Source organism: Terribium retamae (assembly GCF_022347545.1).
Lineage (GTDB): Bacteria > Pseudomonadota > Alphaproteobacteria > Rhizobiales > Rhizobiaceae > Mesorhizobium > Mesorhizobium retamae.
The window spans coordinates 14,297-38,033 of record NZ_JAKREW010000041.1 but is presented as its reverse complement, the minus strand read 5'-3'; the positions used below and the strand labels follow the sequence as shown (position 1 = coordinate 38,033).

29 protein-coding genes and 1 pseudogene are annotated in these 23,737 nt (G+C 62.6%); 13 read left to right on the top strand and 17 right to left on the bottom strand.

The window, feature by feature from the left end:
* The first annotated feature begins 222 nt into the window (after positions 1-222).
* The 8 genes from L4923_RS25610 (at position 223) to L4923_RS25575 (ending at position 7,059) form a co-directional block, all read left to right on the top strand.
* Complete coding sequence (locus L4923_RS25610) at positions 223-1,758, top strand: ABC transporter ATP-binding protein (RefSeq protein WP_239369933.1); 1,536 nt, start codon at positions 223-225, stop codon at positions 1,756-1,758.
* 405 nt (positions 1,759-2,163) lie between these two features.
* A complete protein-coding gene (locus L4923_RS25605) occupies positions 2,164-3,213 on the top strand; it encodes an ABC transporter permease (RefSeq protein ID WP_239369932.1) in 1,050 nt (349 codons plus the stop codon).
* A complete protein-coding gene (locus L4923_RS25600; RefSeq protein WP_239369937.1) occupies positions 3,213-4,154 on the top strand; it encodes an ABC transporter permease in 942 nt (313 codons plus the stop codon). Before L4923_RS25605 ends, L4923_RS25600 begins: the two co-directional genes overlap by 1 nt.
* Positions 4,151-5,428, top strand: coding sequence for an amidohydrolase family protein (locus tag L4923_RS25595; protein WP_239369931.1), 1,278 nt, complete (start codon positions 4,151-4,153; stop codon positions 5,426-5,428). The genes L4923_RS25600 and L4923_RS25595 overlap by 4 nt, the downstream gene beginning before the upstream one ends.
* A 233-nt stretch (positions 5,429-5,661) precedes the next feature.
* Positions 5,662-5,916, top strand: coding sequence for a DUF982 domain-containing protein (locus tag L4923_RS25590; RefSeq protein WP_239369930.1), 255 nt, complete (start codon positions 5,662-5,664; stop codon positions 5,914-5,916).
* Between the two features lie 54 nt (positions 5,917-5,970).
* Positions 5,971-6,264 carry a DUF982 domain-containing protein gene (locus tag L4923_RS25585; protein ID WP_239369929.1) on the top strand — a complete coding sequence of 98 codons (294 nt, stop codon included), beginning with the start codon at positions 5,971-5,973 and terminating at the stop codon, positions 6,262-6,264.
* A 128-nt stretch (positions 6,265-6,392) separates the two neighbouring features.
* Entirely contained in the window at positions 6,393-6,662 is a 270-nt protein-coding gene (locus tag L4923_RS25580) for a hypothetical protein (protein ID WP_239369928.1), read from the top strand.
* Positions 6,663-6,753: 91 nt separating this feature from the next.
* Positions 6,754-7,059, top strand: a complete 306-nt coding sequence (locus L4923_RS25575; RefSeq protein WP_239369927.1) for a hypothetical protein — start codon at positions 6,754-6,756, stop codon at positions 7,057-7,059.
* Between the two features lie 345 nt (positions 7,060-7,404).
* Here the strand turns inward: L4923_RS25575 and L4923_RS31145 are convergent, their stop codons facing one another.
* The 3 genes from L4923_RS31145 to L4923_RS25560 all read right to left on the bottom strand — a co-directional run bounded on the left by L4923_RS31145 (position 7,405) and on the right by L4923_RS25560 (position 8,977).
* Positions 7,405-7,596, bottom strand: coding sequence for a KGG domain-containing protein (locus tag L4923_RS31145; RefSeq protein WP_343304128.1), 192 nt, complete (start codon positions 7,594-7,596; stop codon positions 7,405-7,407).
* Positions 7,597-7,728: 132 nt separating this feature from the next.
* The gene (locus tag L4923_RS25565; protein ID WP_239369926.1) at positions 7,729-8,358 is read right to left on the bottom strand and encodes a DUF6766 family protein; all 630 of its coding nucleotides are present in this window, start codon (positions 8,356-8,358) and stop codon (positions 7,729-7,731) included.
* Between the two features lie 10 nt (positions 8,359-8,368).
* Positions 8,369-8,977, bottom strand: coding sequence for a cysteine hydrolase family protein (locus L4923_RS25560; protein WP_239369925.1), 609 nt, complete (start codon positions 8,975-8,977; stop codon positions 8,369-8,371).
* Between the two features lie 336 nt (positions 8,978-9,313).
* On the opposite strand from L4923_RS25560, the gene L4923_RS25555 reads away from it, so the two are divergent.
* Complete coding sequence (locus L4923_RS25555) at positions 9,314-9,538, top strand: hypothetical protein (protein ID WP_239369924.1); 225 nt, start codon at positions 9,314-9,316, stop codon at positions 9,536-9,538.
* A 114-nt stretch (positions 9,539-9,652) separates the two neighbouring features.
* Here the strand turns inward: L4923_RS25555 and L4923_RS25550 are convergent, their stop codons facing one another.
* From L4923_RS25550 to L4923_RS25535, 4 genes and pseudogenes are all read right to left on the bottom strand, one after another.
* The gene (locus L4923_RS25550) at positions 9,653-10,393 is read right to left on the bottom strand and encodes a DUF1236 domain-containing protein (protein ID WP_239369923.1); all 741 of its coding nucleotides are present in this window, start codon (positions 10,391-10,393) and stop codon (positions 9,653-9,655) included.
* Between the two features lie 81 nt (positions 10,394-10,474).
* Positions 10,475-10,615, bottom strand: a complete 141-nt coding sequence (locus L4923_RS25545; RefSeq protein ID WP_239369936.1) for a DUF2934 domain-containing protein — start codon at positions 10,613-10,615, stop codon at positions 10,475-10,477.
* Between the two features lie 27 nt (positions 10,616-10,642).
* Positions 10,643-10,828, bottom strand: a pseudogene (locus tag L4923_RS25540) (hypothetical protein); the annotation flags it as partial.
* Positions 10,829-10,931: 103 nt separating this feature from the next.
* A complete protein-coding gene (locus L4923_RS25535) occupies positions 10,932-11,411 on the bottom strand; it encodes a pyridoxamine 5'-phosphate oxidase family protein (RefSeq protein ID WP_239369922.1) in 480 nt (159 codons plus the stop codon).
* A gap of 419 nt (positions 11,412-11,830) precedes the next feature.
* Here L4923_RS25535 and L4923_RS25530 point away from each other — a divergent pair, with 419 nt between their 5' ends.
* The 3 genes from L4923_RS25530 (at position 11,831) to L4923_RS25520 (ending at position 14,642) form a co-directional block, all read left to right on the top strand.
* A complete protein-coding gene (locus L4923_RS25530) occupies positions 11,831-12,745 on the top strand; it encodes a hypothetical protein (protein ID WP_239369921.1) in 915 nt (304 codons plus the stop codon).
* Positions 12,746-13,038: 293 nt separating this feature from the next.
* Positions 13,039-13,908: a transglutaminase-like domain-containing protein gene (locus L4923_RS25525; RefSeq protein ID WP_239369920.1), complete on the top strand. Its 870-nt coding sequence runs from the start codon at positions 13,039-13,041 to the stop codon at positions 13,906-13,908.
* 89 nt (positions 13,909-13,997) lie between these two features.
* The gene (locus L4923_RS25520) at positions 13,998-14,642 is read left to right on the top strand and encodes an ATP-dependent Clp protease proteolytic subunit (protein WP_239369919.1); all 645 of its coding nucleotides are present in this window, start codon (positions 13,998-14,000) and stop codon (positions 14,640-14,642) included.
* A gap of 43 nt (positions 14,643-14,685) precedes the next feature.
* On the opposite strand, the gene L4923_RS25515 is transcribed toward L4923_RS25520, so the two are convergent.
* From L4923_RS25515 to L4923_RS25490, 6 genes are all read right to left on the bottom strand, one after another.
* Positions 14,686-15,258, bottom strand: a complete 573-nt coding sequence (locus L4923_RS25515) for an alpha-ketoglutarate-dependent dioxygenase AlkB (RefSeq protein ID WP_239369918.1) — start codon at positions 15,256-15,258, stop codon at positions 14,686-14,688.
* Positions 15,259-15,352: 94 nt separating this feature from the next.
* Positions 15,353-15,850, bottom strand: a complete 498-nt coding sequence (locus tag L4923_RS25510; protein ID WP_239369917.1) for a hypothetical protein — start codon at positions 15,848-15,850, stop codon at positions 15,353-15,355.
* Positions 15,851-16,054: 204 nt separating this feature from the next.
* Positions 16,055-16,276 (bottom strand): hypothetical protein, encoded by a 222-nt coding sequence (locus tag L4923_RS25505; RefSeq protein ID WP_239369916.1) that lies wholly within the window; start codon positions 16,274-16,276, stop codon positions 16,055-16,057.
* 18 nt (positions 16,277-16,294) lie between these two features.
* Positions 16,295-16,804, bottom strand: coding sequence for a YciE/YciF ferroxidase family protein (locus tag L4923_RS25500; RefSeq protein WP_239369915.1), 510 nt, complete (start codon positions 16,802-16,804; stop codon positions 16,295-16,297).
* A gap of 151 nt (positions 16,805-16,955) precedes the next feature.
* Positions 16,956-17,543, bottom strand: coding sequence for a DUF4142 domain-containing protein (locus tag L4923_RS25495; RefSeq protein WP_239369914.1), 588 nt, complete (start codon positions 17,541-17,543; stop codon positions 16,956-16,958).
* Between the two features lie 12 nt (positions 17,544-17,555).
* Positions 17,556-18,953 (bottom strand): cytochrome B6, encoded by a 1,398-nt coding sequence (locus tag L4923_RS25490; protein ID WP_239369913.1) that lies wholly within the window; start codon positions 18,951-18,953, stop codon positions 17,556-17,558.
* Positions 18,954-19,232: 279 nt separating this feature from the next.
* Between L4923_RS25490 and L4923_RS25485 the strand changes: the two genes are divergently transcribed.
* Positions 19,233-19,760, top strand: coding sequence for a DUF4142 domain-containing protein (locus L4923_RS25485; RefSeq protein WP_239369935.1), 528 nt, complete (start codon positions 19,233-19,235; stop codon positions 19,758-19,760).
* An 83-nt stretch (positions 19,761-19,843) separates the two neighbouring features.
* Here the strand turns inward: L4923_RS25485 and L4923_RS25480 are convergent, their stop codons facing one another.
* From L4923_RS25480 to L4923_RS25465, 4 genes are read right to left on the bottom strand one after another with little or no spacing between them, the layout of a single operon-like run.
* On the bottom strand, positions 19,844-20,317 hold the full coding sequence (locus L4923_RS25480) for a DUF2269 family protein (RefSeq protein WP_239369934.1): 474 nt from the start codon (positions 20,315-20,317) through the stop codon (positions 19,844-19,846).
* Positions 20,318-20,321: 4 nt separating this feature from the next.
* Positions 20,322-21,605 carry an SDR family oxidoreductase gene (locus L4923_RS25475; protein WP_239369912.1) on the bottom strand — a complete coding sequence of 428 codons (1,284 nt, stop codon included), beginning with the start codon at positions 21,603-21,605 and terminating at the stop codon, positions 20,322-20,324.
* The gene (locus L4923_RS25470; protein ID WP_239369911.1) at positions 21,602-23,143 is read right to left on the bottom strand and encodes an FAD-dependent oxidoreductase; all 1,542 of its coding nucleotides are present in this window, start codon (positions 23,141-23,143) and stop codon (positions 21,602-21,604) included. The genes L4923_RS25475 and L4923_RS25470 overlap by 4 nt, the downstream gene beginning before the upstream one ends.
* Entirely contained in the window at positions 23,140-23,637 is a 498-nt protein-coding gene (locus tag L4923_RS25465) for a DUF1440 domain-containing protein (RefSeq protein ID WP_239369910.1), read from the bottom strand. Before L4923_RS25465 ends, L4923_RS25470 begins: the two co-directional genes overlap by 4 nt.
* Positions 23,638-23,737: the final 100 nt, after the last annotated feature.

The window sequence follows — 23,737 nt, the reverse complement described above, 5'->3', positions numbered from 1 at the left end:
GCTGCAGTCATGAGAAAGATCGTCATCACGCTCAACGCAAGGCTCAGAGACGCCGAAAGTCCTCAGAGTTGATGAGGACGGTTGTGCAACGGCGCCAAATTCCGAAGCGTTCCAGAACTCCGGCTTGAAGTTTCACAACGCTCCTCATCCTGAGGTGCGAGCCCGCGAGACGTTGGAAGGATGCCGAAATATCCGGCGGGCGAGCCTCGAAGGACGCACCGGATGACATCATCTTCGGCCAGTTTCATCGACGCTCCGGCGCTTCGCCTTTCGGGCATCACCAAGCGGTTCGGCGCGCTGACGGCGAACGATGCGATCTCGTTCGAGCTCGGCCAGGGCGAGGTTATTGCCCTGCTGGGCGAGAACGGCGCCGGCAAGACGACGCTGATGAACATCCTGTTCGGCCACTATGTGGCCGACGAGGGCAGCGTCGAGGTGTTCGGCAAGCCGTTGCCGCCGGGAGACCCGAAGGCAGCGCTGGCTGCCGGTGTCGGCATGGTGCACCAGCATTTCACGCTGGCCGACAATATGAGCGTGATCGACAACATCGCGCTCGGCACCCAGCCGCTCTTCCGGTTGAAACTCGACCGTTCGGCGGCGCGTGCCAAGATCGACCAGCTGGCGCGGGATTTCGGCCTCGCGGTGAAGGCGGATGCATTGGTGGCTGACCTGTCGGTCGGCGAACGCCAGCGCGTCGAGATCCTCAAGGCGCTCTACCGCGACGCACGGGTGCTGATCCTCGACGAGCCGACGGCGGTGCTGACGCCAACCGAAACCGAGGCGCTGTTCAAGACATTGAAGCTGCTGGTCGCCAAAGGCCTTTCGGTGATCTTCATCTCGCACAAGCTGAACGAGGTGATGATGGCGAGCGACCGCGTGCTGGTGCTGCGCGCCGGCAAGCTTTCGGGCGAACGCCGCACGGCTGACACCAACCGTCATGAGCTGGCCGCCCTGATGGTGGGGCGCGAAGTCAAGCCGCCTGTCGTCGAGAAAGTCGAGCGCGGCCCGCTGCTCTACGAGCTGAAGGGTGTCTCGACCGCGCGGCGCGCGCATGGCACGGCGCTGAAGGAGATCGAACTCGCGCTGCATGGCGGCGAGATCACCGGCGTCGCCGGCGTCTCGGGCAACGGCCAGGCGGCACTGGCCGGGCTGCTTGCCGGCATGGAAGCCCCGGTGTCGGGCACGGTGCAAGTCAACGGCACCGCAGTGACGACATGGTCGCCGCTGGCGGCACTGAATGCCGGCATCGCCCGCGTGCCGGAAGACCGGCACAGGCAAGGCGCCATCGCCGACATGAGCGTCAGCGAGAACGTCATCGCCGAGCGCTATCGCGACCGCCGCTTCAGCCGTGGCGGGCTTGTCGACTGGACAGCCGCGCGCGCCTTCGCGCAGTCCATCATCGACGATTACGAAGTGAAATGCCCCTCGCCCGAGTCACGTATCCGGCTGCTTTCCGGCGGCAACATGCAGAAGCTGATCCTCGGCCGCGCGCTCGATCCCAACCCATCCGTCATCCTCGCCAACCAGCCCTCACGCGGGCTGGATGTCGGCGCCGTCGCCTATGTGCATTCCAGACTGCTCGAAGCGCGTGCGCGCGGTGCCGCGGTGCTGCTGATCTCGGAGGATCTCGAAGAACTGCTGGCGCTGTCCGACCGCATCGTGGTGATCTCGGAAGGACGGCTGTCGAAACCCTCGGCACGCGGCGAACTCACCATCAGCCAGATCGGCGCCATGATGGCCGGGCATGAGGCGGCGTGATGGGTGGCGGCTGGCATTGGTTCGGTGCTGTTCCTCTCGTGGAGGCCGGGGAAATTCTCCTATGTTCCGGAATGGATCCCCGACACGCTCCGGTCGCTTCGCTCCCTTACGCGGTCGAGGATGACGGGTGGCATGGGGCGTTCCGGCCAATCTCCAACGCCGAGGCCGGCAGATGGCATATGACGGCCTCACCATTCTCCTACGTAGGCGCTAGCGGTGGCGTCGAGTTCAGCTCAATCATTTTAGGTGGCGCCAACGTCAACAATTGGCGCCAGCCGAAAATGAAGCCCGACATCCTCGACCTCGCAAGCGACCGCAGGGAGCGGCGAGTGTCGGGGATCCATTCCGGAACGTCGAAGACCATGCACATGGCTGGTCGTCCTCCACTCCGTCACGGACACCACCATGCGGCTTGAACCGAAACCGGCGCCGTCGCTGGCGATGTCGATCCTTTACCCGGTCGCGGCGATCGTCGTGACCTTCATCATTGCCGGCGTGCTGGTGATGCTGGCCGGGGCCAATCCGTTGTCGGTGTTCCGGCTGGTGCTGAAGGGTGCCGCCGGTTCGCAATTCGCCATTCTCGAAACGCTGACGCGCGCCACGCCGCTGATCTTCACCGGCCTTGCCGTTGCTGTCGCCTTCCGCGCCAAGCTGTGGAACATCGGCGCGGAAGCGCAGCTCTATATGGGCGCCATCATCACCGTGGTGCTGGGCACCGGCGCGCTGCCGCTGCCGGCGATCATCCTGGTGCCGCTGGTGATGCTGGCGGCACTCATCGGCGGCGCGCTGCTGCTGGCCGGCCCGGCCTGGCTGAAGCTGCGCTTCGGCGTCGACGAGGTGGTGACGACGCTGCTCATCAACTTCATCGTGCTTTTGTTCGTCTCGATGCTGCTGGAAGGCGTGTTGAAGGACCCGATGGCGCTTGGCTGGCCGCAGTCGCCCAAGATCATCGCGGAAGCGCAGCTGCCGCGCGTCATCACCGGCAAGCGCCTGCATTATGGTTTCGTCATTGCCGTCGCGCTGGCCATTGGCCTGTGGTTTGTGATGAAGAAGACCGTGCTCGGCTATGAGATGCGCGCCGTCGGTCACAATGCCGAAGCCGCGCGCTTCCTCGGTATGCCGGTCAACGGCGTTCTGATGAAGACGGCGCTGCTCTCCGGCGGCATCGCCGCACTCGGCGGCTTCTCCGAAGTCGCCGGGCTGAAGGGCAGCCTGACGCTCGATCTGTCGCCGGGCTTCGGCTACACCGGCATCGTCGTTGCCATGCTGGCCATGCTGAATCCGATCGGCGTGGTGTTTTCCGCGATCTTCGTCGCCGGCATCTTCGTCGGTGCGGCCGCCATGAGCCGCAGCGCCGGCGTGCCGAGCTACATCGCCGACGTGATGGTGGCGACCTCGCTGCTGACCATGGTGACCGCGATCATGCTGTCGAGATACCGGGTGAAGTGGAAATGATGGACGCCGTCGAAATCCTCTTCACCGCCAGCTTCTGGGTCGCCGCGATCCGCATCGCCTCGCCGCTGATCTTCGCCACCATGGGCGAGCTGATCTGCGAACGCGCCGGCGTGCTCAATCTCGGCATCGAGGGCATCATGACCGCCGGCGCCTTCGCGGGCTGGTTTACCGTCTATATGGGCGGCGATCTGTGGACCGGCGTGCTGGTGGCCGCGCTCGTCGGCATGGCCTTCGGCCTGCTGCACTCCCTGCTCACCGTGCCGTTCGGCTTGTCGCAGCACGTCGTCGGCATCGGCGTGACGCTGCTGGCGACCAGCCTGACCTATTATGTCTATCGGCTGGCGCTGCCGGAAGTGACCTCGCCGCCGAAGATCGAGCCGTTCCAGCCCTGGCCGGTGCCCGGCCTGTCGAAGCTGCCGGTGGTCGGCGAGGCGCTGTTCACGCAGACACCGCTGATCTATCTCGCCTTCATCCTGGTCATCGTGGTGGCCTGGGGGCTCTACCGCACACCGCTCGGCCTTGCCGTGCGTGCCGTCGGCGAAAATCCCGGCGCGGTCGAGGCACAAGGCATCTCGGTGACTGCCGTGCGCATGGGCGCGGTGATGGCCGGCAGCGCGCTGATGGCGATCGGCGGCGCGTTCTTGACCATGTCGGCCTTCAACTCGTTCTTCTTCAACATGATCAACGGGCGCGGCTGGGTCTGCATCGCGCTGGTGGTGTTCGGCTCCTGGCGGCCCGGCAAGGCGCTGCTCGGCGCGATCCTGTTCGCCGCCTTCGACGCCTACCAGATCCGGCTGCAGCAGCTCTCGGGCGGCGTGGTTCCTTATCAGGTGTTCCTGATGCTGCCCTATGCGCTTTCGATCCTTGCCCTCATTGTGGTTGCGAGGCGGGCGACCTATCCAAAGGCCCTCATGGTCCCCTACCAGAAAGGCGAGCGATGAATTTCGACCTGATCGTCAAGACGGCGACGCTGGCCGACGGCCGCATCGCGGACATCGGCATCAAAGGCGACAGGATCGCGGCCATCGAGCCGAAGATCGAGGCCGAAGCCGGCCGCGTCATCGATGCGACGGGCAATCTGGTGTCGGCGCCGTTCGTCGATCCGCATTTCCATATGGACGCCACGCTGTCCTACGGCATTCCGCGCATAAATGCCTCGGGCACGCTGCTGGAAGGCATCTCCTTGTGGGGCGAATTGAAGCCGTTGCTGACGCATGAGGCGGTGAAAGAGCGCGCGCTCGCCTATTGCGATTGGGCGGTCTCGATGGGCCTGCTCGCCATCCGCACGCATGTCGACACCTGCGACGACCGCCTGCTGGCGGTCGAGGCGCTGCTCGAGGTGAAGAAGGAGGTTTCCCCCTATATCGACCTGCAGCTCGTCGCCTTCCCGCAGGACGGGCTCTACCGCTCGCCCAATGCGCGCGAAAACACCATCCGTGCGCTCGACCTCGGCGCCGACATCGTCGGCGGCATTCCGCATTTCGAGCGCACCATGGAGGACGGCCGCCGCTCGCTGACCGAGCTCTGCGAGATCGCCGCCCAGCGCGGGCTGATGGTCGACATCCATTGCGACGAGACCGACGATCCGCTGTCGCGCCATATCGAGCAGCTGGCCTACGAGACGCAGCGACTCGGCCTGCAGGGGCGCGTCGCCGGCTCGCACCTGACCTCCATGCATTCGATGGACAATTATTACGTGTCCAAGCTGATCCCGCTGATCGCCGAGGCTCAGGTCTCGGCGATCCCCAATCCACTGATCAATATAATGCTGCAGGGCCGCCACGACAGCTATCCGAAGCGCCGCGGCATGACACGCGTGCCGGAAATGCTGAAGGCCGGCATCCGCGTCGGCTGGGGTCAGGATTGCGTGCTCGACCCGTGGTATTCGCTGGGCACCGCAGACATGCTGGACGTCGCCTTCATGGGCCTGCATGTGGCGCAGATGTCATCGCCTGCCGACATGGCGCGCTGCTTCGACATGGTGACGAACGTGAACGCCGCCATCATGGGGCTGGATCATCTCGGCATGGAAGTCGGCAAGACGGCCTCGATGGTGATGCTGGACGCCGGCAACCCGATCGAAGCGATCCGCCTGCGCGCCGAACGGCTCTGCGTGATCGCCAGGGGCAAGGTGGTGGCCGAACGGCCGAAGCGCGACATGGCGCTGAACATCGCCGGGCGCCCGTCGAGCGTCAACCGGCGGCACAAGGCTTAAGTCCCGGCTCGGGCCGCTACACGTTGAAGACTGTCGAGATCGCGACGCAGGCATGGTCGAAACGATGCTGCCACGAACGCGCACTCCGACAGGTCTCCCAGCCATCCAGGCAAGCGACGTGCGGATTTCGCGGATACCGCCCGCGATCCAGATTTTTGCAACCCCGACAATGGTGAACCGTTGAATTGCGTCAACGGTCTCTAGACTAGCCTGAGTGACACCCGATGCGGTTCATGAGCAGCCTTTGGGTGAAGGAAGGGGACTTCGGAATATCCCCTATCTCCTCGATCGAAGAGGGGATCGACTTCCTGGCTGGCTGGCCCGCTTCCAATCGCTCGGCATGCTTCTACGTGGCGAGCAACGCGCTGGAGGCCGCAAGGGCGGGAAACATCCCGTTCGAAGAGGCGTGTTCGGCCCTGCACGCCTTCTGCCAGGAAGCCGGCATCCTGGTGGATGAGATACCGCTGGCGAAAATTCCTGAAACCTAGCTGTGCATTGCCACGTTGATCTAAACCCACAGCTGTGGGTCTGGAGGCTTTGAAATGCCGCAACACAGACCTGTACATGTGCTGTTCGAGGGCCGGGTCGGCGAAATCGCCGACGTGGAGCATGCCCTCAAATTCCTTCGCAACTGGCCGGAGGATCGGCGTGGGCATGTTTATCTCAGCACCTGGAATGCTTGCAACGCGGTGTCTATCGGCCGGGTCTCGGAACTCGACGCGATGCGCACATTCATCGGCTTTGCAGAGGTCACCGGCATTTATGTCCGTGCCGAGGACGTGCCATTCGTAACAGGCAAGCTGCGCGAGCCGCTGTTCAGGAGAGGGCGTCGGTAAAAGAGCGCCGCCCGACCCGAGATTTCCGGAACCCATGCCTTCGGCTTCGGTTGACTAAAGCTACGCTTCGCGCTTTCCAAAATCGATTCCGATTTGGCCGATGCGCTCGCGATCGGAGACAACACGCCGTGAAACTGAAAAACCGGGGCTCCATCCTGAAGCCAGTCATTTCCAAACCGCAGCCGCCGATGCCCGAATGGAAAGCGCGAGCCCTGGAGCGCGGGGAGATGGTGCGGCAGAGCAGGACCGGCCGATCGCCGCAACGGCGCTGGGCCTATCGGGCCCGTGAAACGCCGCCGGCCTCGATCGCCTTCCGCGCCCGCCCATCGAGCCATATGGCGACTCAACTGGTCGCGACGATCGGAGCGCTCCTGCTGGCCACCTTGCGCCCGCTTTGAAAAGGGTGGGAAACAGCCTGTTTTTGTCGGAACCTTCCTCCTTTTGTCCGGTTAGCCTCATGCAACCGTAACCAAACGGAAGGAGAGCATCATGCTCAAAAAGATCGTTATCGCTTCAGCTTTCGCGATCGGACTTGCCGGTTCGGCTATGGCGCAGAATATCGGTGACCCGATTGTCAATGACCGCGTCGACCCGAACCAGCCGGCGCCGACGGCGGTAGAACCGCAGCCGGTCTATCCGAGCCAGGTGGACACGATGACCACCCAGAGCATCAATGACCAGAGCGGACCGTCCCAGGGCAACAGCGGTGCTGGTCCATGCGCCTATGAATCGACTTATGATGGACCGAAGCCCGGAAGCGGCCCGATCGTGAACGACAATTATTGCGGCAAGTAAATCAGGCCGCACATCATCGGCCGGGGCGCATGGCGCCTCGGCCAACCCATCTTGAGCATTCGCTGGAAAATCCTCCCTCCATAAATCGCAACGCACACAAATGCGCCGCCTGAATCCAGGCTGGCAGCCCAATCTCTTTTCATTCAGATCCGCAGCCTTTCGCCAAATGACTTGGTCATGCTGAGAACGCCGTTCCGCCTGGCATACGACCAGGGGCCGGTCTCATGTGGTCATGAGAGGACATACACAGCAGCGGTGTTTCCGGGATCGATCGGCGGCAACGACTGTCATAAAAAAAGCCCGTCCGGCGACGCCGGACGGGCCCTTTTGGGACATCACGAAGCACTAGTGCTGGCCACCCTTGCGACCGGCTTCTGACGCGCGCTCGCGGTCATTCGCGAAATTGCCGCTGCCGCCACGCTTGTTGTCAGCCTCGCGCCCGCGCGCCTGTTGCTCGCGTTGGCGATTCTGATCGTTCTTGTGGCTCTGCTGGCCTGCTTTAACGTGCTGTTCGTGGGTTCCACCTTGATTGGGCATGTCTTTCTCCTCAGGGGTTGGAGTTGACGAGGCTTTGCGAAGCCTCGTGGACTCAACCGGGGTGGAAGCGTGATGTTCCCGGAAGAAGCTGTAATAAACTTCACAATCCGATCGCCGCGTAGGAACCTCTCGTCAGGCGCCCGTATCGCTGTCGGAAGCGGCAACGGGTTTGGACTCGGGCGAGCCGCGGTGCCGCAGCCATATGGAAAGCACGACCAGAACCGCCGTCGACAAAAACTCCGACTGCCAGTTCTGGAACGACTCGAACCAGAACTCGGCGTCGGCCAGGTAGCTCCAGGCCGAATGCGGTGGCGTGCCGTGAAGCCGGGCCTCTTCGTTGGCGGCGGCAAGACTGGCGTGCCAGTGCGCCAGAAACGAAAGAACGAAGAGCGCTGCCAGAGCCAACCCCAACGAGCGGCCGTAGAGCCATCTGGCGGTACGGCTTGGCCATGACGGCACGTCGTCACCGGGCCGCTGCGGATCGTCGGGATCGCGGGATTCCGCCGATCCGCGCTGGAACAGGATTGCCGTGAAAACCACATAGGCGGCCATCTGCAGGAACTCGCTTTCCCAGTTCTCGAAAAGCGCCGACAGGAACTGCCCGCTCAGCAGATAGGCAGCCAAGCTCATGCCGCCGGCCGAATGTTCGGCCAGTTCCGCATTGTGGCTCTGAAGTCCGGCTGCGATCATGCCGGCCAGGCTGACGAGAAAGCAGACCATCAAGGCGATGGTCAGCCCGTTGTCGCGCAGAAGCTTCTTCATGATATCTCTCCTAGGCGGCCCAATTGGCGAGGATGTCTTCCGTCGGCGCGAGTTCGATCTGTTCGCTGAAACGGGTCGAATAGAGCGTCATCAGCGCATCATGCGTCTCGTCCGCCGAACCGCAGACCGCATCGGAGGCAATGACGGTGCGAAAGCCGCGGTCGACCGCGCCGAGCACGGTGGCTAAAACGCAGACATCCGTTTCCACGCCCGTTATGACCAGCGTCGTCGTCGGATGTCGCGACAGGAAAGCGTCGAGGCGGCCTTCCGTCCAGGGCGAATAGACAGCCTTGTCGATGATCTGCGCGGGAGGACAATGGCGTGCGAGTACCGGCGCGAGTTCGACCAGCCGGGGGTCGACCTCCAGCAACGTCACGCTGCGCCACCGTTCGTAATAGCGACGCCACATCCCCACCGCATCGGCCGGACGGGCGGGTGGCATGAAGCGCGTGAAGATCGTGGTCGCCGCATGGCGGGCGGCGATCTCCTCGATCCTGGGGAGCGTCCTTTCGAACCACGGCACCTCCCAGAGCGAGCCGGACGCGAACAGCATCTGCATGTCGACGCAGATATGCACGGAATTGACTTCGATAGGGCCGTGCCTCAGCTCGGTCGCCATGATCCTCTCCATCCAGCGTCATCTGACAGCTATGGGTGTCAACAACGTTCCGCCAGAGACGTTCCAAGAGCTTCTCGAACCAGGGCAAAGATCACGTAATGTTTCAGATTGTCACCAGTTGTGACTCTTACATTAGCCGTTTATGAATTGCCCTGGATCGTAGGCGGTGGAATCAATTCCGCGCCGAAAGCCTTCCTGTCCTTGACCGTCAGATCGCCTTCCGGGCGAGGGTCGCCAGCAGGGTTTCGGATTGGCGGGCGGCGGGGCCGATCCTCCATAGTTGAAGATAGCGGCGGAAGCCGTGTTGGACGTTCGAGCATACCCGAGGAGGTAGTTGTGGCCGTTCAGGATTCTTCCGGTGGTGCCGCCTATCCAGGCGACATGGAAGCTCTCAAACGCATCTATGACGAACTTTGCCGGGAATACGGTTTCCGGCTGGGGACGCTGCCGGCGGAAGATCTCGCCAAGGCCACAATGGACCTTTTCGGCCAGGGTGTTTTTGACGAGGACGAAATCCGCGACAGCCTGCGACGGTTCTTGAGCCGGCGCCCGATGAACTAACTTTGCCGGATCGGAATCCCGAGCCTGGTATCGCCTCGCCCGTTGGGTGGCGAGGATGTCGGTCATTCGCTCAAGATGCGGACGGCAATGATGCCGCCCGCGCTTTGATGCGATCTATGCCAGGATCGCAACGATCTCGTAGCTGTCCGGATCCACGATGACGATGCGGCCATCGGCAAGGACGAAATACAGATACCCTTCATAGTCCGGCACGATCTTGATGATGCGCGGCGGAAGCTTGTGAACCTCTATCGTTCTGGGCACCGCGACGCCGACCGATATGTCGATATCGATGTCGCGGACCGGCTCGACCCTGGTTTCGGTTATCACCTGCTTGATCTCGGTCCGCTGTTCGGTGGTGATGTTGACGGTGGTGCCTGACGACTGACCCTGCTTGGTGGTTTCAGAACCCGATTCCGGTTTCTGCTCGGGCGTCGTGGTGCCCTCGGTGGTCGGCCGATCCGTCTTCTGATCCGTGGTCGTTCCGCTCTGCGGATCGGTCTGTCCTGTCGGCTGCTGGCCACTTTGGTCAGCCGGCTGACTGCTTTGACCACTTGGCTGCTGGGTGCCTTTCTGCTCGTCAGACTTCATTGTGCCGGACGATCCGCCTTGCTCTCCGGAAGGCTGCTGGCCAGAGGGCTGCTGTTGTTCGGCCGGGGCTTCTTTCGAAGGATTGACCGGCGGCTCCGTGCCGGCCTGCCCTTCGCTGGTCCCACCGGACGGCTTCTGCGTATCCTGCGACGGCTGCCCCTCTTGCTTCTTGAGGACTTCCGGCTGCTCGGTTTGCGCCATCGCCGCCGTGACGCCCGCACTCAGGCACAGCGCCATCGCTGTTTTCAGGATGATACCTTTCATTGGAGATTCCTCCGATCGGTCCCTTCCTGCCGCTAACTCCTGGCCGCTGCCGCCGTTCCTTTTTCCTCGCGCCCGCAAGGTCTAGGGTGTTGCCTCGCCTCCCCTCTGGCCGGAAGCCCGATCTTCCTCGTCGATATCGCGCTCGGCTTGGTACCAGTGATCTTCATGACTGCCGTCCGGCTGTCCGCTTTGCTCCCATAGCTGGTGGGCACGGGTCCGGATGCGCTCTTCCCTCGACGCCTGATAGTCTTTCGTCGTGACGGCATCCGTCAGATCGCTTCGATTGGGATCCTGCAGGTTTTCGCCCGCCGCGTCGCGATCGACTTCAGGATTGTCCTCGGCTGGCAGATAGCCCGCGGGCCGATTTTCGGGCGGCCCCTCCCATCTCGGTTTCTGGTCGGTGGTGCCTGGTGCGCCCTCGTTTGATCTAGGCATGATTTGTCTCCTTGGGTGAGACAACACCAACCGGCGAATGGATCGCTCGTTCCGAAAATGTGGAGGGCATACCGGCCGGCGCCGATATGCCCTCCAATTCGCGCTAACCGAGCCTGACGTTCGCCACGCTGTCCTTGTAGTCTTCCTTCGGATCGCCCATGCCGAGGAAAAGCTTGACGCCGGCTACCACGCTGGAGGCGTCCTTCCAGATCTCCGCCTCGCGCGGCTGGAAGGCCAGCAGGCACAGCTGCGGGTCATCCTTTCCGCCTTCGAACCAGGCTGCGACATAGCGGTTCCAGAGCCGGTCGATGCGGGCACGGTCATTATCGACACCCAACGTGCCGTGGACGGTGGCGAAGAGATCGTGGCCCTTGGCCGAATAGACCAAGGTGGCGTCGGTCGGGGACCCGGCGGCTTCGGCGAGATCGGTATCCTTCGCGGTGAAGAAATAGATGGTCCTGCTGTCACCGTCGAACTGTGCTGTCATCGGCTTGGGGTGGACGTTTCCCGTACCGATCATCGCGGTCATATCCGACTTGATCGAGTCCCAGAATTCGTCGGCAAATTCCTGATTGTTGCTCATGATTCAGCTCCTTTTGCTTGGAGCCAACGCCAGATCACGGCCGAACGTTCCGCTAAACTGGCCAGCAAGGCAGGTGCTACGGACCGGACGGGACAAGGTGCTCGTCTGCCGTTTCGTTGGCCAGGAAGAGAAACCGGGAAAAAGACTTCCTGTTCACCGTACCGTCGCGCCCGGTTGACACGGTCCGCAGCACCAGGGAAACGCCCCAGCGCAAGGATGGTTCAATTCCAGCCGGGGCAAAAACCCGGAACCTTTCCAACCCGCCACGCTTGTTTCTCGAGGCCGGCCGATCACCCCGATCGGCAACCGGCCGCATTTTGGAGGAAACGATTATGGGTCGCGGTATCTTGCTCTGGCTGCTTGGGGTTCCCATCCCGATCATCATTCTGCTCATGCTGTTCATGCGATAGGAGGGTATCGTGGCCACAGTCACCACAGCCGCCGAGGTGGCGGCGCCCACTGAATCCGCCTCATCCGCGGTCAGCTGGGGCCCGATCATCGCGGGTGCCTTTGCCGCTTCGGCGCTGACCTTCGTGCTCATGCTCGTCGGCTCCGGGCTCGGCCTCACGATGGTTTCGCCCTGGTCTGGCGAGAGCGTCGGTGTGACCACCTTTGCCGTTTCCACCGGCATATGGCTGGTTCTGATGCAATGGCTTTCGTCGGCTCTGGGCGGATATCTCACGGGCCGCCTGCGCACCAGATGGGTCGGCATCCACACTGACGAGACTTTCTTCCGGGACACCGCGCACGGGTTCCTGGCATGGGCGCTCGCAACATTGCTGGTGGTCTTCGTCTTCAGCGCCACGCTTTCCGCGGCGGTCGGTACCGGCGTGCAGGCCGCCTCGACGGTAGCATCCGGGGCAGCCATGGGGGCGTCGGCGGGTGCAGCCGCAAACAGCGGTGACAGGGTCTCCGATACGACTTCCTATTTCGTCGATACGCTGTTCCGTCCGGCGGATCCTGCGCGTCTTGCCGCTCCCGGCGCCGAAGGCGATGCAGCCGCGGCGGCGCAGGCCTCGCGGATCCTGATTGCGAGCGCTGCAGCCGGAGAAGTGTCCGCGGAGGACAAAGCCTATCTCGGCAGGCTCGTCGCGGCACGGACGGGGTTGTCGGAAGCCGACGCAACCGCCCGCGTCGATGCGGTACTGGCACAGATCGAGCAGGCCAAGGTCACAGCCCAGGAGACGGCGGACAAGGCCAGGAAAGCCGGAGCGAGTTTCGCCCTGGTGGGTGCCCTGTCGCTGATCGTCGGCGCCTTCATCGCAGGCGTCGCCGCAGCTCTGGGCGGCCGCCAGCGAGACGATGACGAGGACCGTTTCCTGGTAACCCGATGAGCGTCGCTAACCGGCGCGCCCATTGGGTGCGCCGGATTTTTTTGCTTCGTATCCAGTATCCATGGCCTTGAGTCTGGCTTTCGAATTCGAATGCTCCTGCGCCCGGGCCCGCCTCCCCGCTTCATGCCTGACTTTTCGTTTGCCGATGCTGGCGACGTAGGGTGCGCGGAGAAACGGAGAGCTCGCCGTCACGGTTTCATGTCTCCCCCGGCTGCGTTGGCTGCACGTTGTTTTTCGGAACGCCGAAGCCGGCTCAACGTTTTGAAGATAGCTCCAAAAAGAAAGATGGCCGCATGCTGATCAGGCTCGGTTACGAGATCGCTATCGACTGCCCGCAACCCATGCCGGTCATCTCCCTTCTCGACGTCCACAAAGACCGGCAGCACGACATCAAGCGCCAGACAAAGGTGCTGACCTCGCCCTTTACGGCATGCGATGTCTACGAGGACAGTTTCGGCAACAGCTGCCGGCGCTACATGGCTCCGCAAGGTGGTTTTCAAATCCTCTACGATGCGTTGGTCGAGGACAGCGGCGAAGCCGAACCCTGCAACCCTTTGGCGGGCGAAACGCCTGTCGAAGCGCTGCCGCCGGAAACCATCGTCTTCCTGCTGGGCAGCCGCTATTGCGAAACCGATCACCTCAGCGATCTCGCCTGGCGGCTGTTCGGGCATGTCCCGCCGGGCTGGGCGCGGGTCCAGGCAATCTGCGATTATGTGAACAACCGGCTCTCGTTCGGCTATGGTTATGCAAGGGCCACGCGCACCGCGGCACAGGCGCATGAAGAGCGTGTCGGCGTCTGCCGCGACTTCGCACATCTCGCGATCACGCTGTGCCGCTGCATGAATATCCCGGCGCGCTACGTGAACGGTTATCTTGGCGATATCGGCGTGCCTCCGGATCCGGCGCCGATGGACTTCAACGCCTGGTTCGAGGCGTTTCTCGACGGCAGATGGTACACGTTCGACGCCCGTCATAACGTTCCGCGCATCGGCCGCGTCGTCGTCGCACGCGGTCGTGATGCCACCGACGTGCCCCTTCTGCACAGCTTCGGCCCGCACAAGCTGACCACGTTCAAGGTCTGGACCTATGAGCAGGAAAGCTACCCCGTCCGCCCGCCGGCAAGAGGCATAGACCGCACCCTGACAACGCCGCTGATCGGCTGAACCCGGCGGAGACTCACACAACCGTTTCGTCCCGCATCGAACCTCCCATCCATAACCAATGGCAAGGGTCGCGGCCAAAGGAGAATTCCATGATCCATATGCCGAGCTATCGCCCCGACAATGGGCGCGCTACCAACCACGACGCGGAGCCGCCGGACGGACCGGCGCAACCCCCAAGCGACGACAAGCTGCTGGTCGGATCCAACGTCCAGATCAATGGCATGATCAACGACGATCTGTTCCTGACCTTCATGAAGCAGCTCGGTGACGTCAGGGCCAGCAACGAAGACCTTATCCTCGAATTGATGACGCAGGGCGGCGACGCCGATACGGCAAGACGCATCGCCCTCGAGATACGCGTCTTCAAGACCCGCAGCGGCAAGAATGCCTATGCCATCGGCAAGACCGCCGTGATGTCGGCAGGCATCACCATCTTTTCCGCCTTCGATTGTGCGAACCGCTTTCTGACGCCTGACGCGACATTGCTGATCCACGAGCGCCACATTTCGCGCACGATCACGCTGGAAGGCCCGATAAAATCATGCATGCAGATCGTTCGGGAAGAATCCTCGGCGCTCGAAACGGCCGAAAGGGTGGAACGCGAAGACTTCGAGCATTTCGTGAAAGGCAGCAGCATGTCCGCTGATGATCTCTTCGAGCGGGCGAAGGACAATTGCTATCTTACGGCGCAGGATGCGCTCGACCTGCGGCTGATCGCGCGCATCATCGGGTGACGACGGCATTCGCCGTCTCGGCCCACGTCACAGCTCCGCGAATTCAGGCCGCCACCATCGTCCTGAACGTGACGGAATAGCGCCGTGCCGGCACCGGTGGAATGCTGTGCTCCCAGTCGTGTCGGGATGCGCCGGACATCCTGTAGAGTGAACACGGTTCGACATCGAAGGCCAGGCGTTGCCATGCCGCACCTGATTTGCGGCGAAACCGGAACTTGCACGCCGAGGCGAGCGACAATCCAAAGACCTGGTCGAAATGCGGCTTATCACGATGCCACCCTATGCCGGTGCCTTCGTCATATTCGGTGCAGAGGAACTGCTGGATAGCCTCGTCCGGCAGCTCAAAGAACCTTTCGATGCGGTGTGCGAGCGGCCGCAACCAGTCCGGCACGGGGTTTGCCGACTCCAGCTTGAGCAGCGAATAGTTGTAGCGCCATCCAAACGAGGCGACCCTGCGTTTGCCCTCGAAGGCCCCGAACTGAAAGGGCGCGAGGGGAAGGCCCTGGATGTGTTCGATCAATGCGCGCTCTTCCTGTGCGCTGATGAACGACGGCAGTAGACGGAAGCCGTGCGGCTCACTTGTTTCGTCGGCAAACAACTTCAGCTGTTCCGGCATCGGATATCCTCCTTCCGCTGAATTCAGCAACATCGGTTGGACGGCCCAGCCTACATCCGGCTGGGGCTTTGCGCACCCGGCACCCGACGAAGCTTTACTCGGCCGTAAGATGATAGTGGATGGTTTGCAGCCTGATCAGACCGTTTTCGATCACGAAAGTGTCGGCACCGCTATGTGCTTCCTGGCGGGGAGAACGAGCTTTCCAGACCAGAAGCGCGAAACTGCCGCTGACCTGTTTCATAACGAATTCGAAATCAGCATCGGGCAACTGCTCCGCCAGGCGCTTCGCCGACATTCTGATCGCGTGATGGCCTTTGCTGTTTGAATTGACCGTGAGCAAGACGACGTCCGGGGCGTAGTTGCGCTGCAGATCCTCTTCCAGTCGGCCCTCCAGCCTCAGCCGCAGGTGGTCTTCCAGAACTTGATGGGTATCCCTGCCCCTCAGGGTAGGATCATTGTCGTTGCCGATGCCGGGCGTTGGACGAAACTGGGCTTTATCAGCGGAAACGGACTTGAGAGCGTCGATCAAGGCGGTATCGGCGAAGCTGTTCACCTCGCCGGAGACGATTCCGTTGGCGCGCGCATCCGCCATGAAGCGCTCGCTATGGACACGCGCGGCGCTTTCGGCGTCGCGGAGGAGCGTAGCCTCATTCACGTTCCGCTCGACCCAACCTTCTGCGAAGGCCTTGATGTCCTGGCTCATTCAAACTCCCGATCCGAGAAACCCGCTCGGCTCACTCTGCGGGCCCTCACGCTCCTTCAAGCATGTCACTTCTGCTGCCTTTGGCGGCCTCGGTCACTGCTGGTTTTCCGGCAGGCGCGCACTGCCGTCCGGTTGCGGAACGGTGCCCGGAGATGCATTGCGCTCGAGCGGCGCATTAGCACCCGAATTCTGCTCCTGCGCCCGTTTCACCGGTGCGGTGTCCCGGCTGCCGTCGATCGTCAGGAAGGCGACCACCACTGCAATGACCACGATCGCCGTGACGATCAGTGCACGCAATTCCATCCATCTACGCATTGCCAGGCTCCTCGCCGATCAACGCTTCGCAGCGTCGCTTTCCATATTCGCGCGCCGGAGGAAGAGGTTGGCCACGTCGGGAAGATGGTTTTGGAGCCACTCCGCCATCGCTTTCTCCTCGCGCAGATTTTGCTCGCAGACTTTCGCGATCGCGGTCTCTCCGAGGGTCTCGGCCGCTGCCAAAAGGATGGTGTAGGAAGCAATTTCCATGTGCTCGAAAGTGTAGCTGGCCAGAGATCCCTTCATGACTTCGTCGCCTGCGAAGATCCCGCTGAACGACTGCCCCATGGCGATCAGTTTGCCGCCTGCATCCTTGGCGGTCGAGGCGTCATGGCCGAGTTCGTCGAGACAGCGTCTTATCCGGGCCGCCTGTTCTCGCGTCTCGTCGAGATGCATCTGCATGCGGTCCCTGAGTTCCGGATAGTTCTCGATCCGATCGATCTGGCCGGACAGCATCGTGATCGCTTGCTCCTCCATGGCATGGGCATCCCTCAGCCACTGGACAAGCCATTCGCGTGATTCAGACATCCGTGTGCTTCCTCTCTGGTGCCGCGCTACAGATCGCGATGCTCCTTCCGATCGAGCGAAAAGACTGGAGCAGAGTGCGCGTATTCCTGTAACGGGCGCGTTGCACTCGACCGACACACGGCTAATCGCCGCTGGCCCGGCTGCGTTCCAATTATTTGGCTGCCTGGGCCTGCAAGGTCAGTTCTGCCGTCAGATCACGCGCCATCTGCAAATGCTCAAGCACGGTGGGCAAGGTTTCCATCGCGAAGCGCTGCAAGGCGGCGTCTTCACCGGAGCCGATTTCCCAGGCCAGAAGGCTGGCGGCTTTCTGATGTTCGACCACCTGGTTTGCCAGATAGGCGAGGTCGAACTCGCGGCCCTTCAGACCGTCGATATGGGAGCGGGCCATTTTCTGATCTTCACCGGGCTCGGCCGGGACCGGCATTCTGCTCTTCTCGGCGATCGAACCCAGCGCCTTGTTGGCCTTGCCGTGGCTGTCGATCATCTGCTGAGCGTAGGCGCGGATGCCCTGATGATCGGTCTTCGACACGGCAAGCTTGCCCAGATCGACCTCAGCCAGCCCGCCGGCGGTCATGAGTTGCGCGAAGAGCCTGTCCTGATAATTGGTCTGGTTGGCCTCGGGCACGCCGGGCGCCTTGAACCGGGTGTCAGGGGCAAGGCCGGCCGGGTTGCCGATCTGGGCTGCGGCCAAGGACGGCATCACGGCCAGACCGAACGCGACGATCCATAAACGCATCATGATCTCCTCCGCTCAAAGCGTCAGCAGATAGGCCAGGAGGTCGTCCTTTTCCTGGCGGGTCAGCTTCGTCTGCAGCACGAGATTGAAGAACTCGACGGTGTCCTCGAGCGTGAGCAGCCGGCCATCGTGCAGGTAGGGCGGCGAATCCTTGATGCCGCGAAGGGTGAAAGTCTTGATCGGGCCGTCGGGGATGGCGACCTGGTCGTTGAAGGTCTGGCCGACCTTGTAGAAACGCTCAAGCTTCAGGTCGTGCATGGCGTTATCCATGAACGATTGCGTGGGGTTGTGGCATTCGGCGCAGCGCCCCTTGCCCATGAACACTTTCTCGCCGGCCAGTTCCCGGTCCGTCGCCTTGGCGGGATCCAGCCGTCCTGCAGAGTCGAGCTTCGGCGCCGGCGGGAAATCGATGATGTTCTGCATCTGCGCCATCATCGCCACCTGGTTCGGGCGGTCGGGCAGGTTGACGCCCTTGCGCGTCGCGCTGACATGATCGCCATTGAAATAGGCGGTACGCTGCTCGAACTCGGTAAAGTCCTCGATCGAGCGCAGCGACCGTTTGGAGCCGTGAATCTGCTGGTTGAACATGCCTCTGAGGCTGGTCGTGTCCAGCCGGAAGCGCTCGGCCTGGGGGCGAACGTCCGGCGTCAGGTGAAACGCGGCGTTGGTGTGGAAATTCGAATGGCAGTCGAGACAGGCAACGCCGGTGCTCTGGGCCGCGACCTTGCGGTCTTCGGTCTGGTTGAACTCTTCCTGCGGAAACGGCGTCAGCAGCAGGCGCAGTCCTTCCATCTGCACCGGGGTGACGATGCCGTTCATGTATTCGTAGAAGTTGCGGATGGTCAGAAGATCGCCGCGCGAGACATCGCCGAGTTCGGGATGGGTGGTCAGGAAGATCGGCGGCGGAAATTCGGGCGTCAAATGGTCCGGCAGGTCGAAGTCGACGTCGAACCGCCTGAGGTCGCGGCCTTCGTCCCGGCCGATCTCGCCGATCTGCTTTTCGGGAAAGACCTGGCCGCCGGTCGCCTGCTTCACATGCGGCAAGGGCAGGAAGCCGAGGGGCAGCAGGTTGCGATCACGGATCTGCTGCGGCGTGAGCGAAGCAAGCTCATCCCATTCGCCGCCGGGCGCCGTCTTGACCCGCACGCCGGCTTGCACGCCCTTGCGGCCACCTGACATGGCGACGTCGGCAATGGTGCGATCCGAAAGGTCGTAGCGATCACCCAGCAGGGCGTGCTGCCGGTCCATGACGGCTGGCTTCTGCGCCTCGTCCGTCTGCTTGACCTTGGAGAAGGGCAGCGACGGCAAGGGGCGATAGGTCAGATCGGGCGGCAAGGGATCGGAAATGGCTGCCGCGCCGAACAAAGCCAGGGCAGTGGCGCTGAAAAGCGCGATCTTGGTGGTGGTGTGCATCACCCTCTCCCTTTCCCGCGCCCGCAACATCAAGGAGAGAATTCGGCAATCGTTCCAATTTTTCGATCACAATATGAAACCGCTCCGAGCCGCTGTCCCGAGTCGACTTGGAAAGCCGGGAGCGAGGCGTTCGAGACCCGCACGAGGCTTCTTCGTCACCGCGCGATCCCCACAGCTGCCCCGCTTGGCGACGGCCAGACAGAGACGGGTGCCGGGAGGCAACAAAAAGGAACGCGCGGCTGCTTGCCCGGTTAAACTATGCAACCGGAGAACCAACCCATGAAAATTCTCACAGCTACAGCAGTCGCCCTGCTGATCTCGACAGGAGCCTGGGCACAATCCGCGACCGAAAAAACCGGCGTGAATTCGGCGCTGGGAATTGCCCCCACAACCCAGGATTTCGTGACGCAAGCAGCGTCGAGCGACATGTTCGAGATCGAGTCCAGCAAATTGGCGCAGGAGCGCTCAGACCAGGCGACCAAGACTTTCGCGCAACAGATGGTCACCGACCATACGAAAACGACGACCGAGCTGAAAGACCTCGTTTCGAGCGGGAAGGTCAAAGCCACGCTGCCAACGGCGATGGTGGATGCGCAGCAGAAGACGCTCGACAATCTGAAGTCGCTGCAAGGCGACGATTTCACGAAGCAATATCACGCCGATCAGGTCGACGCGCATGAAGACGCCGTCGATCTCTTCAAAAGGTACAGCGAAGAGGGCGAGCAGCCGGACCTGAAGGCCTGGGCGGGCAAAACGCTGCCCCACCTTCAACATCATCTCGACATGGCCAACGGTCTGAACAAATAGCCGTAGCAGGGCTCTTATTTTCAAGCCGCCGCAAGGCGGCTTCTTTTGAGCGGTTCCGGGAGACCAGCTGTCAAACGACGCCGTTACCAGCCGATCTCGGGACGGCTGATCATGAGCCAGAATATCGCGACCACCGCGGCGAAGGCCGGGAAGCCGAAGGCGAACCACCAGCGGAAAAGCGTATGGTAACGCGCAGGCAGCGGAGAACCGTCGGCTGCGGCTTGCTCGGCCAGACGACGCATTTCCATCTGCATCCACACAACCGGCAGCCAGAACAGGCCCGTCACGATGTAGAGGATGATCGAAAGGACGATCCAGCCATCCCACAAGGAATAGCCGGCTTCGCGTGCCAGCAGGATTCCGGTGACGGGCTGCAGGACGACAGCGCTGGCGGTGAACAGGAAATCCGCGATCACGACGATGCGGGCGGTTGCCGCAATGGTGACGGCGTGGCCCGTACGGTGGGCGAGAAGCATGAAGAAGGCTATCCCGGCGCCGGTACCCAGAAGCACCGAGGCACCGATGATGTGAAGGAATTTGAGGAAGAAGAAATACATCATCTCATCGCTCCTTGAGAATCGCCAGAGCGATCATATGCAGCAGCATGATCGGCAAGATCTTCATGAGCGGTCCGAGCGGCTCGGCCCAGAGATCCGGCCTGAGGATGGATCCGGCGATGCCGTAGAACCCTGCGAGGGCGAGCGCCAGGAGCAGGCCGTACCGTGCCGTCCTGCGCCCGGCGATCAGAGCGCCGACAATCATATCGGCCAAAGCGCCCGCAACGACTGACGGCGCCGACAAGCTCCCGGCGCCGGCGACCAGCATCAGCTCGACGCCGGATCGCCAGCCGACCGACAGCGAAATGATCCCGGTCATGATCCAGAAGAACGGGAGAATGACGAAGATCAGCGGCTTCACCCAATAGACGCCGGCGAACCAGCGGTCCTGCACGGTTGCAGGACGCGCCAGCAGGGCCGCGTCGACACCGGCGGGCACAATGCCCGTCGCGGCGGTCCACGCTGCCGGATCGCCGGTGGCACCCCGGCGCATCTCCTTTTCGGCATTGCTGCGCACAGGCGGGCGCCAACCCAGCAGGCCGGCCAGATCGCCGAGGCGGTAGAGACACGCTGCCAGTGCCGAGGGAAGCTCGAAACGCCATGCCGGCGGCCAGCCCATCCACGCCCGGTACTTTGCCACGAGCTCATTCATGCTGAAGGTTCCGGGGCCCGGCAGGTCCAGCGCCAGACGCGACGGGCTGTCGGCCCGAAGGAAGTAGACGACGGTGGACACGACGTCTTCCAACTGGACCGGCTGGAGCGCGGCGGTATTCGGCATCGACGGCAACCAGGGCAGTGCCGCCAGCCCACGCATGAGGGCACTCGCGCCGAACACCGGAGCTCCGAGCACGACCGACGGCCGCAGGATCACCCACTCCAGTTCGGAAGCCATCAGCGTGGTGTCGCCGGCGAGTTTGCTCGCCGAGAATTCCGACGGCTGGGCGCGGTCGACCCCGATCGCCGAAAAATGGATGACCCGCCTGACGCCGGCGCGCGCGCATGCTGCAAACAGCGCCGCCGCGCCCTTGGCGTGAACAGAGAAAACGTCTTCCGTCGCGCTGTCCTGCAAGGCGCCCGCACAATTCACCACGGCGTCGCAGCCTTCGAGCACGGTGATCCAATCGGCCCGGCCGGCTTCGTTCATATTCAGAGAGACGGTTTCCGTGCAGGCGAAACAGGTGGTGTTTGGCCGATGCACCACGCCGAGTACCTGATGGCCCTCATGAGCCAGGCGAGCGCACAGGGCGCTGCCGATCAACCCCGTGGCACCGACGACCGCGACTTTCACACCGTGACCTTCTTCTTGCCGGACGCCAGCTCTCTCGCCGGCAAACGCGCTTTCGCGGGTCCGCTGAGCACTTCGCCATTCTCCTCGAAACGCGAACCATGGCAGGGGCAATCCCAGGTCCTGTCAACGGCATTCCAATCGACCGTGCAGCCGAGATGGGTGCAACTTGCGGAAAGCGCCGTCAGTCCGCCATCCTCGCCGCGGCGCACGGCCAGAAGCTCGCCGTCATGCTTGATCACCCCGCCCTGCCCCGGTTCGATGGCGTCGAGTTCGACCGTCTTTCCGCCCAGATAACGATCGCCGACAAGATGAACGGCTGTCTTGACGTTTTCCGCAAGGAAGCTGGGGCCGCCGGTGACAGGCTTGATCCGTGTCGCATCGAACAGGTCGCGGCAGGCATGTTCCTTGCCGAGGATCCTATGGGCCAGGACCTCCGCCGCCACATAGCCCTGGGTTATGCCCCATGCGCCGAAGCCGGTGGCGACAAGCAGATTGGGTTTGTCGTCGGTTGCCGGGCCGATGAACGGCACGCCGTCCATCGAGCGGAAATCCTCGTTGATCCACAGATGCGTCGGCTGTCCGGCTTCGAGCGTCCGGTCGAAGAAGGCCAATGTCTGGTCTACGGCGTCGGCTTGCCCGCCCGGCTCGCCCGGCCTGAATTCCGGGCCGGCCACGATCAAATAGTCGTCCTCGCGGCGCTTTGCGGTGCGGATGGAAATGGAGGGTTGGCCGGCACTGAGATACATGCCGTCGAGTTGAAGGTCCGCAGGCATTCGAACCGCCGCGACAGGATGGGCGAGCGGGAAGGCCCGGGCATAAAACAGCCCGTCGCCGATTATGGGCATCTGCGTGGCGACGACGGCAAACCTTGCCCTCACCGTGTGCCCGTCCACCCGCAGAACCAGCGGGTCGGCGACGCCGTCGGCCACGATGTCTTCGACACGGCTGTCTTGATGGACATGGCAGCCGTTGCCGCGCAGCAATTCCGCAAGTCCGGTCAGGTAAAGATAGGGGTCAAACTGGTATTGGGCCGAAAACTTCAACGCTCCTTCGACCGGGAAAGGCAAGCCGGCATCGGAAACGAACGCGGCCGGGAGGCCGAGCTCCGCGGCGACCTCTGCCTCGTCCCGCAGATCGTCCGCCTCTTTCGGCGTGCGCGCAAAGACATAGGCATCCCGGCGCTCGATGGCAGCTTTGTCCGGCAACGAATTGCAGAGCTCGGCAATGCCGGACACCGCGCGCTGGTTGGCATCGGCATAGAGCCGGGCGCCGTCGCTCCCGAAATCCTTCAAGAGCGACCGGTATTTCGCGCCATGCTGCGAGGTGATCTTAGCCGTCGACTTTCCCGTTGCCTGCCGACCGATGCGGCGCGCTTCGAAGACGCCGACGTCAAGACCGGTCTGGCCGAGCAGATAAGCGCAATTCAGCCCGACCATGCCGCCACCGACGATGGCGACGTCCAGTTCCAGATCGGAAGAGATCTTGCCGGCTTTTGCCTGCTTGGGCGTGTCGAGCCAGAATACGCCATTCGAGGTCATGGTCTTTCCTCCATTTCCCTGCGTTCCGCCGGCAGCTTGCCCTCGCCAGCTTCACGGCCGAAGGCTCTTTCTGCTGCGTTGAGTTCTTCGAAGGACCTGGCCAGCGCAGCACCCCAGACGACATGCGCAGCAAGCATCAACAGGTTGCGACGGCCCGGATGGCGGATCGCCGGGGCAAGGATGCGCGAAGCCGGCAGCCATCCCAAGTAGCTGGCCCCCCAGACGCCCAGTCCATAGGCAACACCGCCCATCCGGCTTACTGCCGGAAGCGCGAACAGGGCTCCCGCCAGAGCGCCGAAACCGAAATGGGAGAACATGGTCGCCGTACGTGCAGCGCTTTCCCGTTCGAGGCCAACGGTACGGTCGACGATTTCCCGCGGCGGCAAAGGATAACGCTGACCGGGCGGCAGCTTGGCGTGCGCCCGCTGCATGAAGCTGGTCATGGCCATGGTGGCTGCCAAGCCTGCCAACGCGCCGTAGAAGAACGATCTCATTGCTGCCGGCCTTTCCGTCTTTTCAAAACCGGACTTGCATCGCTTGGTTCCAAAAGACAGGCGGGCGCTCCCGACTGCCGACACTGTGTCCGGCACTTTG

Excerpts from the sequence above, each read along its gene's own strand:
- L4923_RS25610 (WP_239369933.1), top strand. The coding sequence starts at position 223 with ATGACATCATCTTCGGCCAGTTTCATCGACGCTCCGGCGCTTCGCCTT.
- L4923_RS25605 (WP_239369932.1), top strand. The coding sequence starts at position 2,164 with ATGCGGCTTGAACCGAAACCGGCGCCGTCGCTGGCGATGTCGATCCTT.
- L4923_RS25600 (WP_239369937.1), top strand. The coding sequence starts at position 3,213 with ATGGACGCCGTCGAAATCCTCTTCACCGCCAGCTTCTGGGTCGCCGCG.
- L4923_RS25595 (WP_239369931.1), top strand. The coding sequence starts at position 4,151 with ATGAATTTCGACCTGATCGTCAAGACGGCGACGCTGGCCGACGGCCGC.
- L4923_RS25590 (WP_239369930.1), top strand. The coding sequence starts at position 5,662 with ATGAGCAGCCTTTGGGTGAAGGAAGGGGACTTCGGAATATCCCCTATC.
- L4923_RS25585 (WP_239369929.1), top strand. The coding sequence starts at position 5,971 with ATGCCGCAACACAGACCTGTACATGTGCTGTTCGAGGGCCGGGTCGGC.
- L4923_RS25575 (WP_239369927.1), top strand. The coding sequence starts at position 6,754 with ATGCTCAAAAAGATCGTTATCGCTTCAGCTTTCGCGATCGGACTTGCC.
- L4923_RS31145 (WP_343304128.1), bottom strand. The coding sequence starts at position 7,596 with ATGCCCAATCAAGGTGGAACCCACGAACAGCACGTTAAAGCAGGCCAG.
- L4923_RS25565 (WP_239369926.1), bottom strand. The coding sequence starts at position 8,358 with ATGAAGAAGCTTCTGCGCGACAACGGGCTGACCATCGCCTTGATGGTC.
- L4923_RS25560 (WP_239369925.1), bottom strand. The coding sequence starts at position 8,977 with ATGGCGACCGAGCTGAGGCACGGCCCTATCGAAGTCAATTCCGTGCAT.
- L4923_RS25550 (WP_239369923.1), bottom strand. The coding sequence starts at position 10,393 with ATGAAAGGTATCATCCTGAAAACAGCGATGGCGCTGTGCCTGAGTGCG.
- L4923_RS25535 (WP_239369922.1), bottom strand. The coding sequence starts at position 11,411 with ATGAGCAACAATCAGGAATTTGCCGACGAATTCTGGGACTCGATCAAG.
- L4923_RS25525 (WP_239369920.1), top strand. The coding sequence starts at position 13,039 with ATGCTGATCAGGCTCGGTTACGAGATCGCTATCGACTGCCCGCAACCC.
- L4923_RS25520 (WP_239369919.1), top strand. The coding sequence starts at position 13,998 with ATGATCCATATGCCGAGCTATCGCCCCGACAATGGGCGCGCTACCAAC.
- L4923_RS25515 (WP_239369918.1), bottom strand. The coding sequence starts at position 15,258 with ATGCCGGAACAGCTGAAGTTGTTTGCCGACGAAACAAGTGAGCCGCAC.
- L4923_RS25510 (WP_239369917.1), bottom strand. The coding sequence starts at position 15,850 with ATGGCGGATGCGCGCGCCAACGGAATCGTCTCCGGCGAGGTGAACAGC.
- L4923_RS25505 (WP_239369916.1), bottom strand. The coding sequence starts at position 16,276 with ATGCGTAGATGGATGGAATTGCGTGCACTGATCGTCACGGCGATCGTG.
- L4923_RS25500 (WP_239369915.1), bottom strand. The coding sequence starts at position 16,804 with ATGTCTGAATCACGCGAATGGCTTGTCCAGTGGCTGAGGGATGCCCAT.
- L4923_RS25495 (WP_239369914.1), bottom strand. The coding sequence starts at position 17,543 with ATGATGCGTTTATGGATCGTCGCGTTCGGTCTGGCCGTGATGCCGTCC.
- L4923_RS25490 (WP_239369913.1), bottom strand. The coding sequence starts at position 18,953 with ATGCACACCACCACCAAGATCGCGCTTTTCAGCGCCACTGCCCTGGCT.
- L4923_RS25485 (WP_239369935.1), top strand. The coding sequence starts at position 19,233 with ATGAAAATTCTCACAGCTACAGCAGTCGCCCTGCTGATCTCGACAGGA.
- L4923_RS25480 (WP_239369934.1), bottom strand. The coding sequence starts at position 20,317 with ATGTATTTCTTCTTCCTCAAATTCCTTCACATCATCGGTGCCTCGGTG.
- L4923_RS25470 (WP_239369911.1), bottom strand. The coding sequence starts at position 23,143 with ATGACCTCGAATGGCGTATTCTGGCTCGACACGCCCAAGCAGGCAAAA.
- L4923_RS25465 (WP_239369910.1), bottom strand. The coding sequence starts at position 23,637 with ATGAGATCGTTCTTCTACGGCGCGTTGGCAGGCTTGGCAGCCACCATG.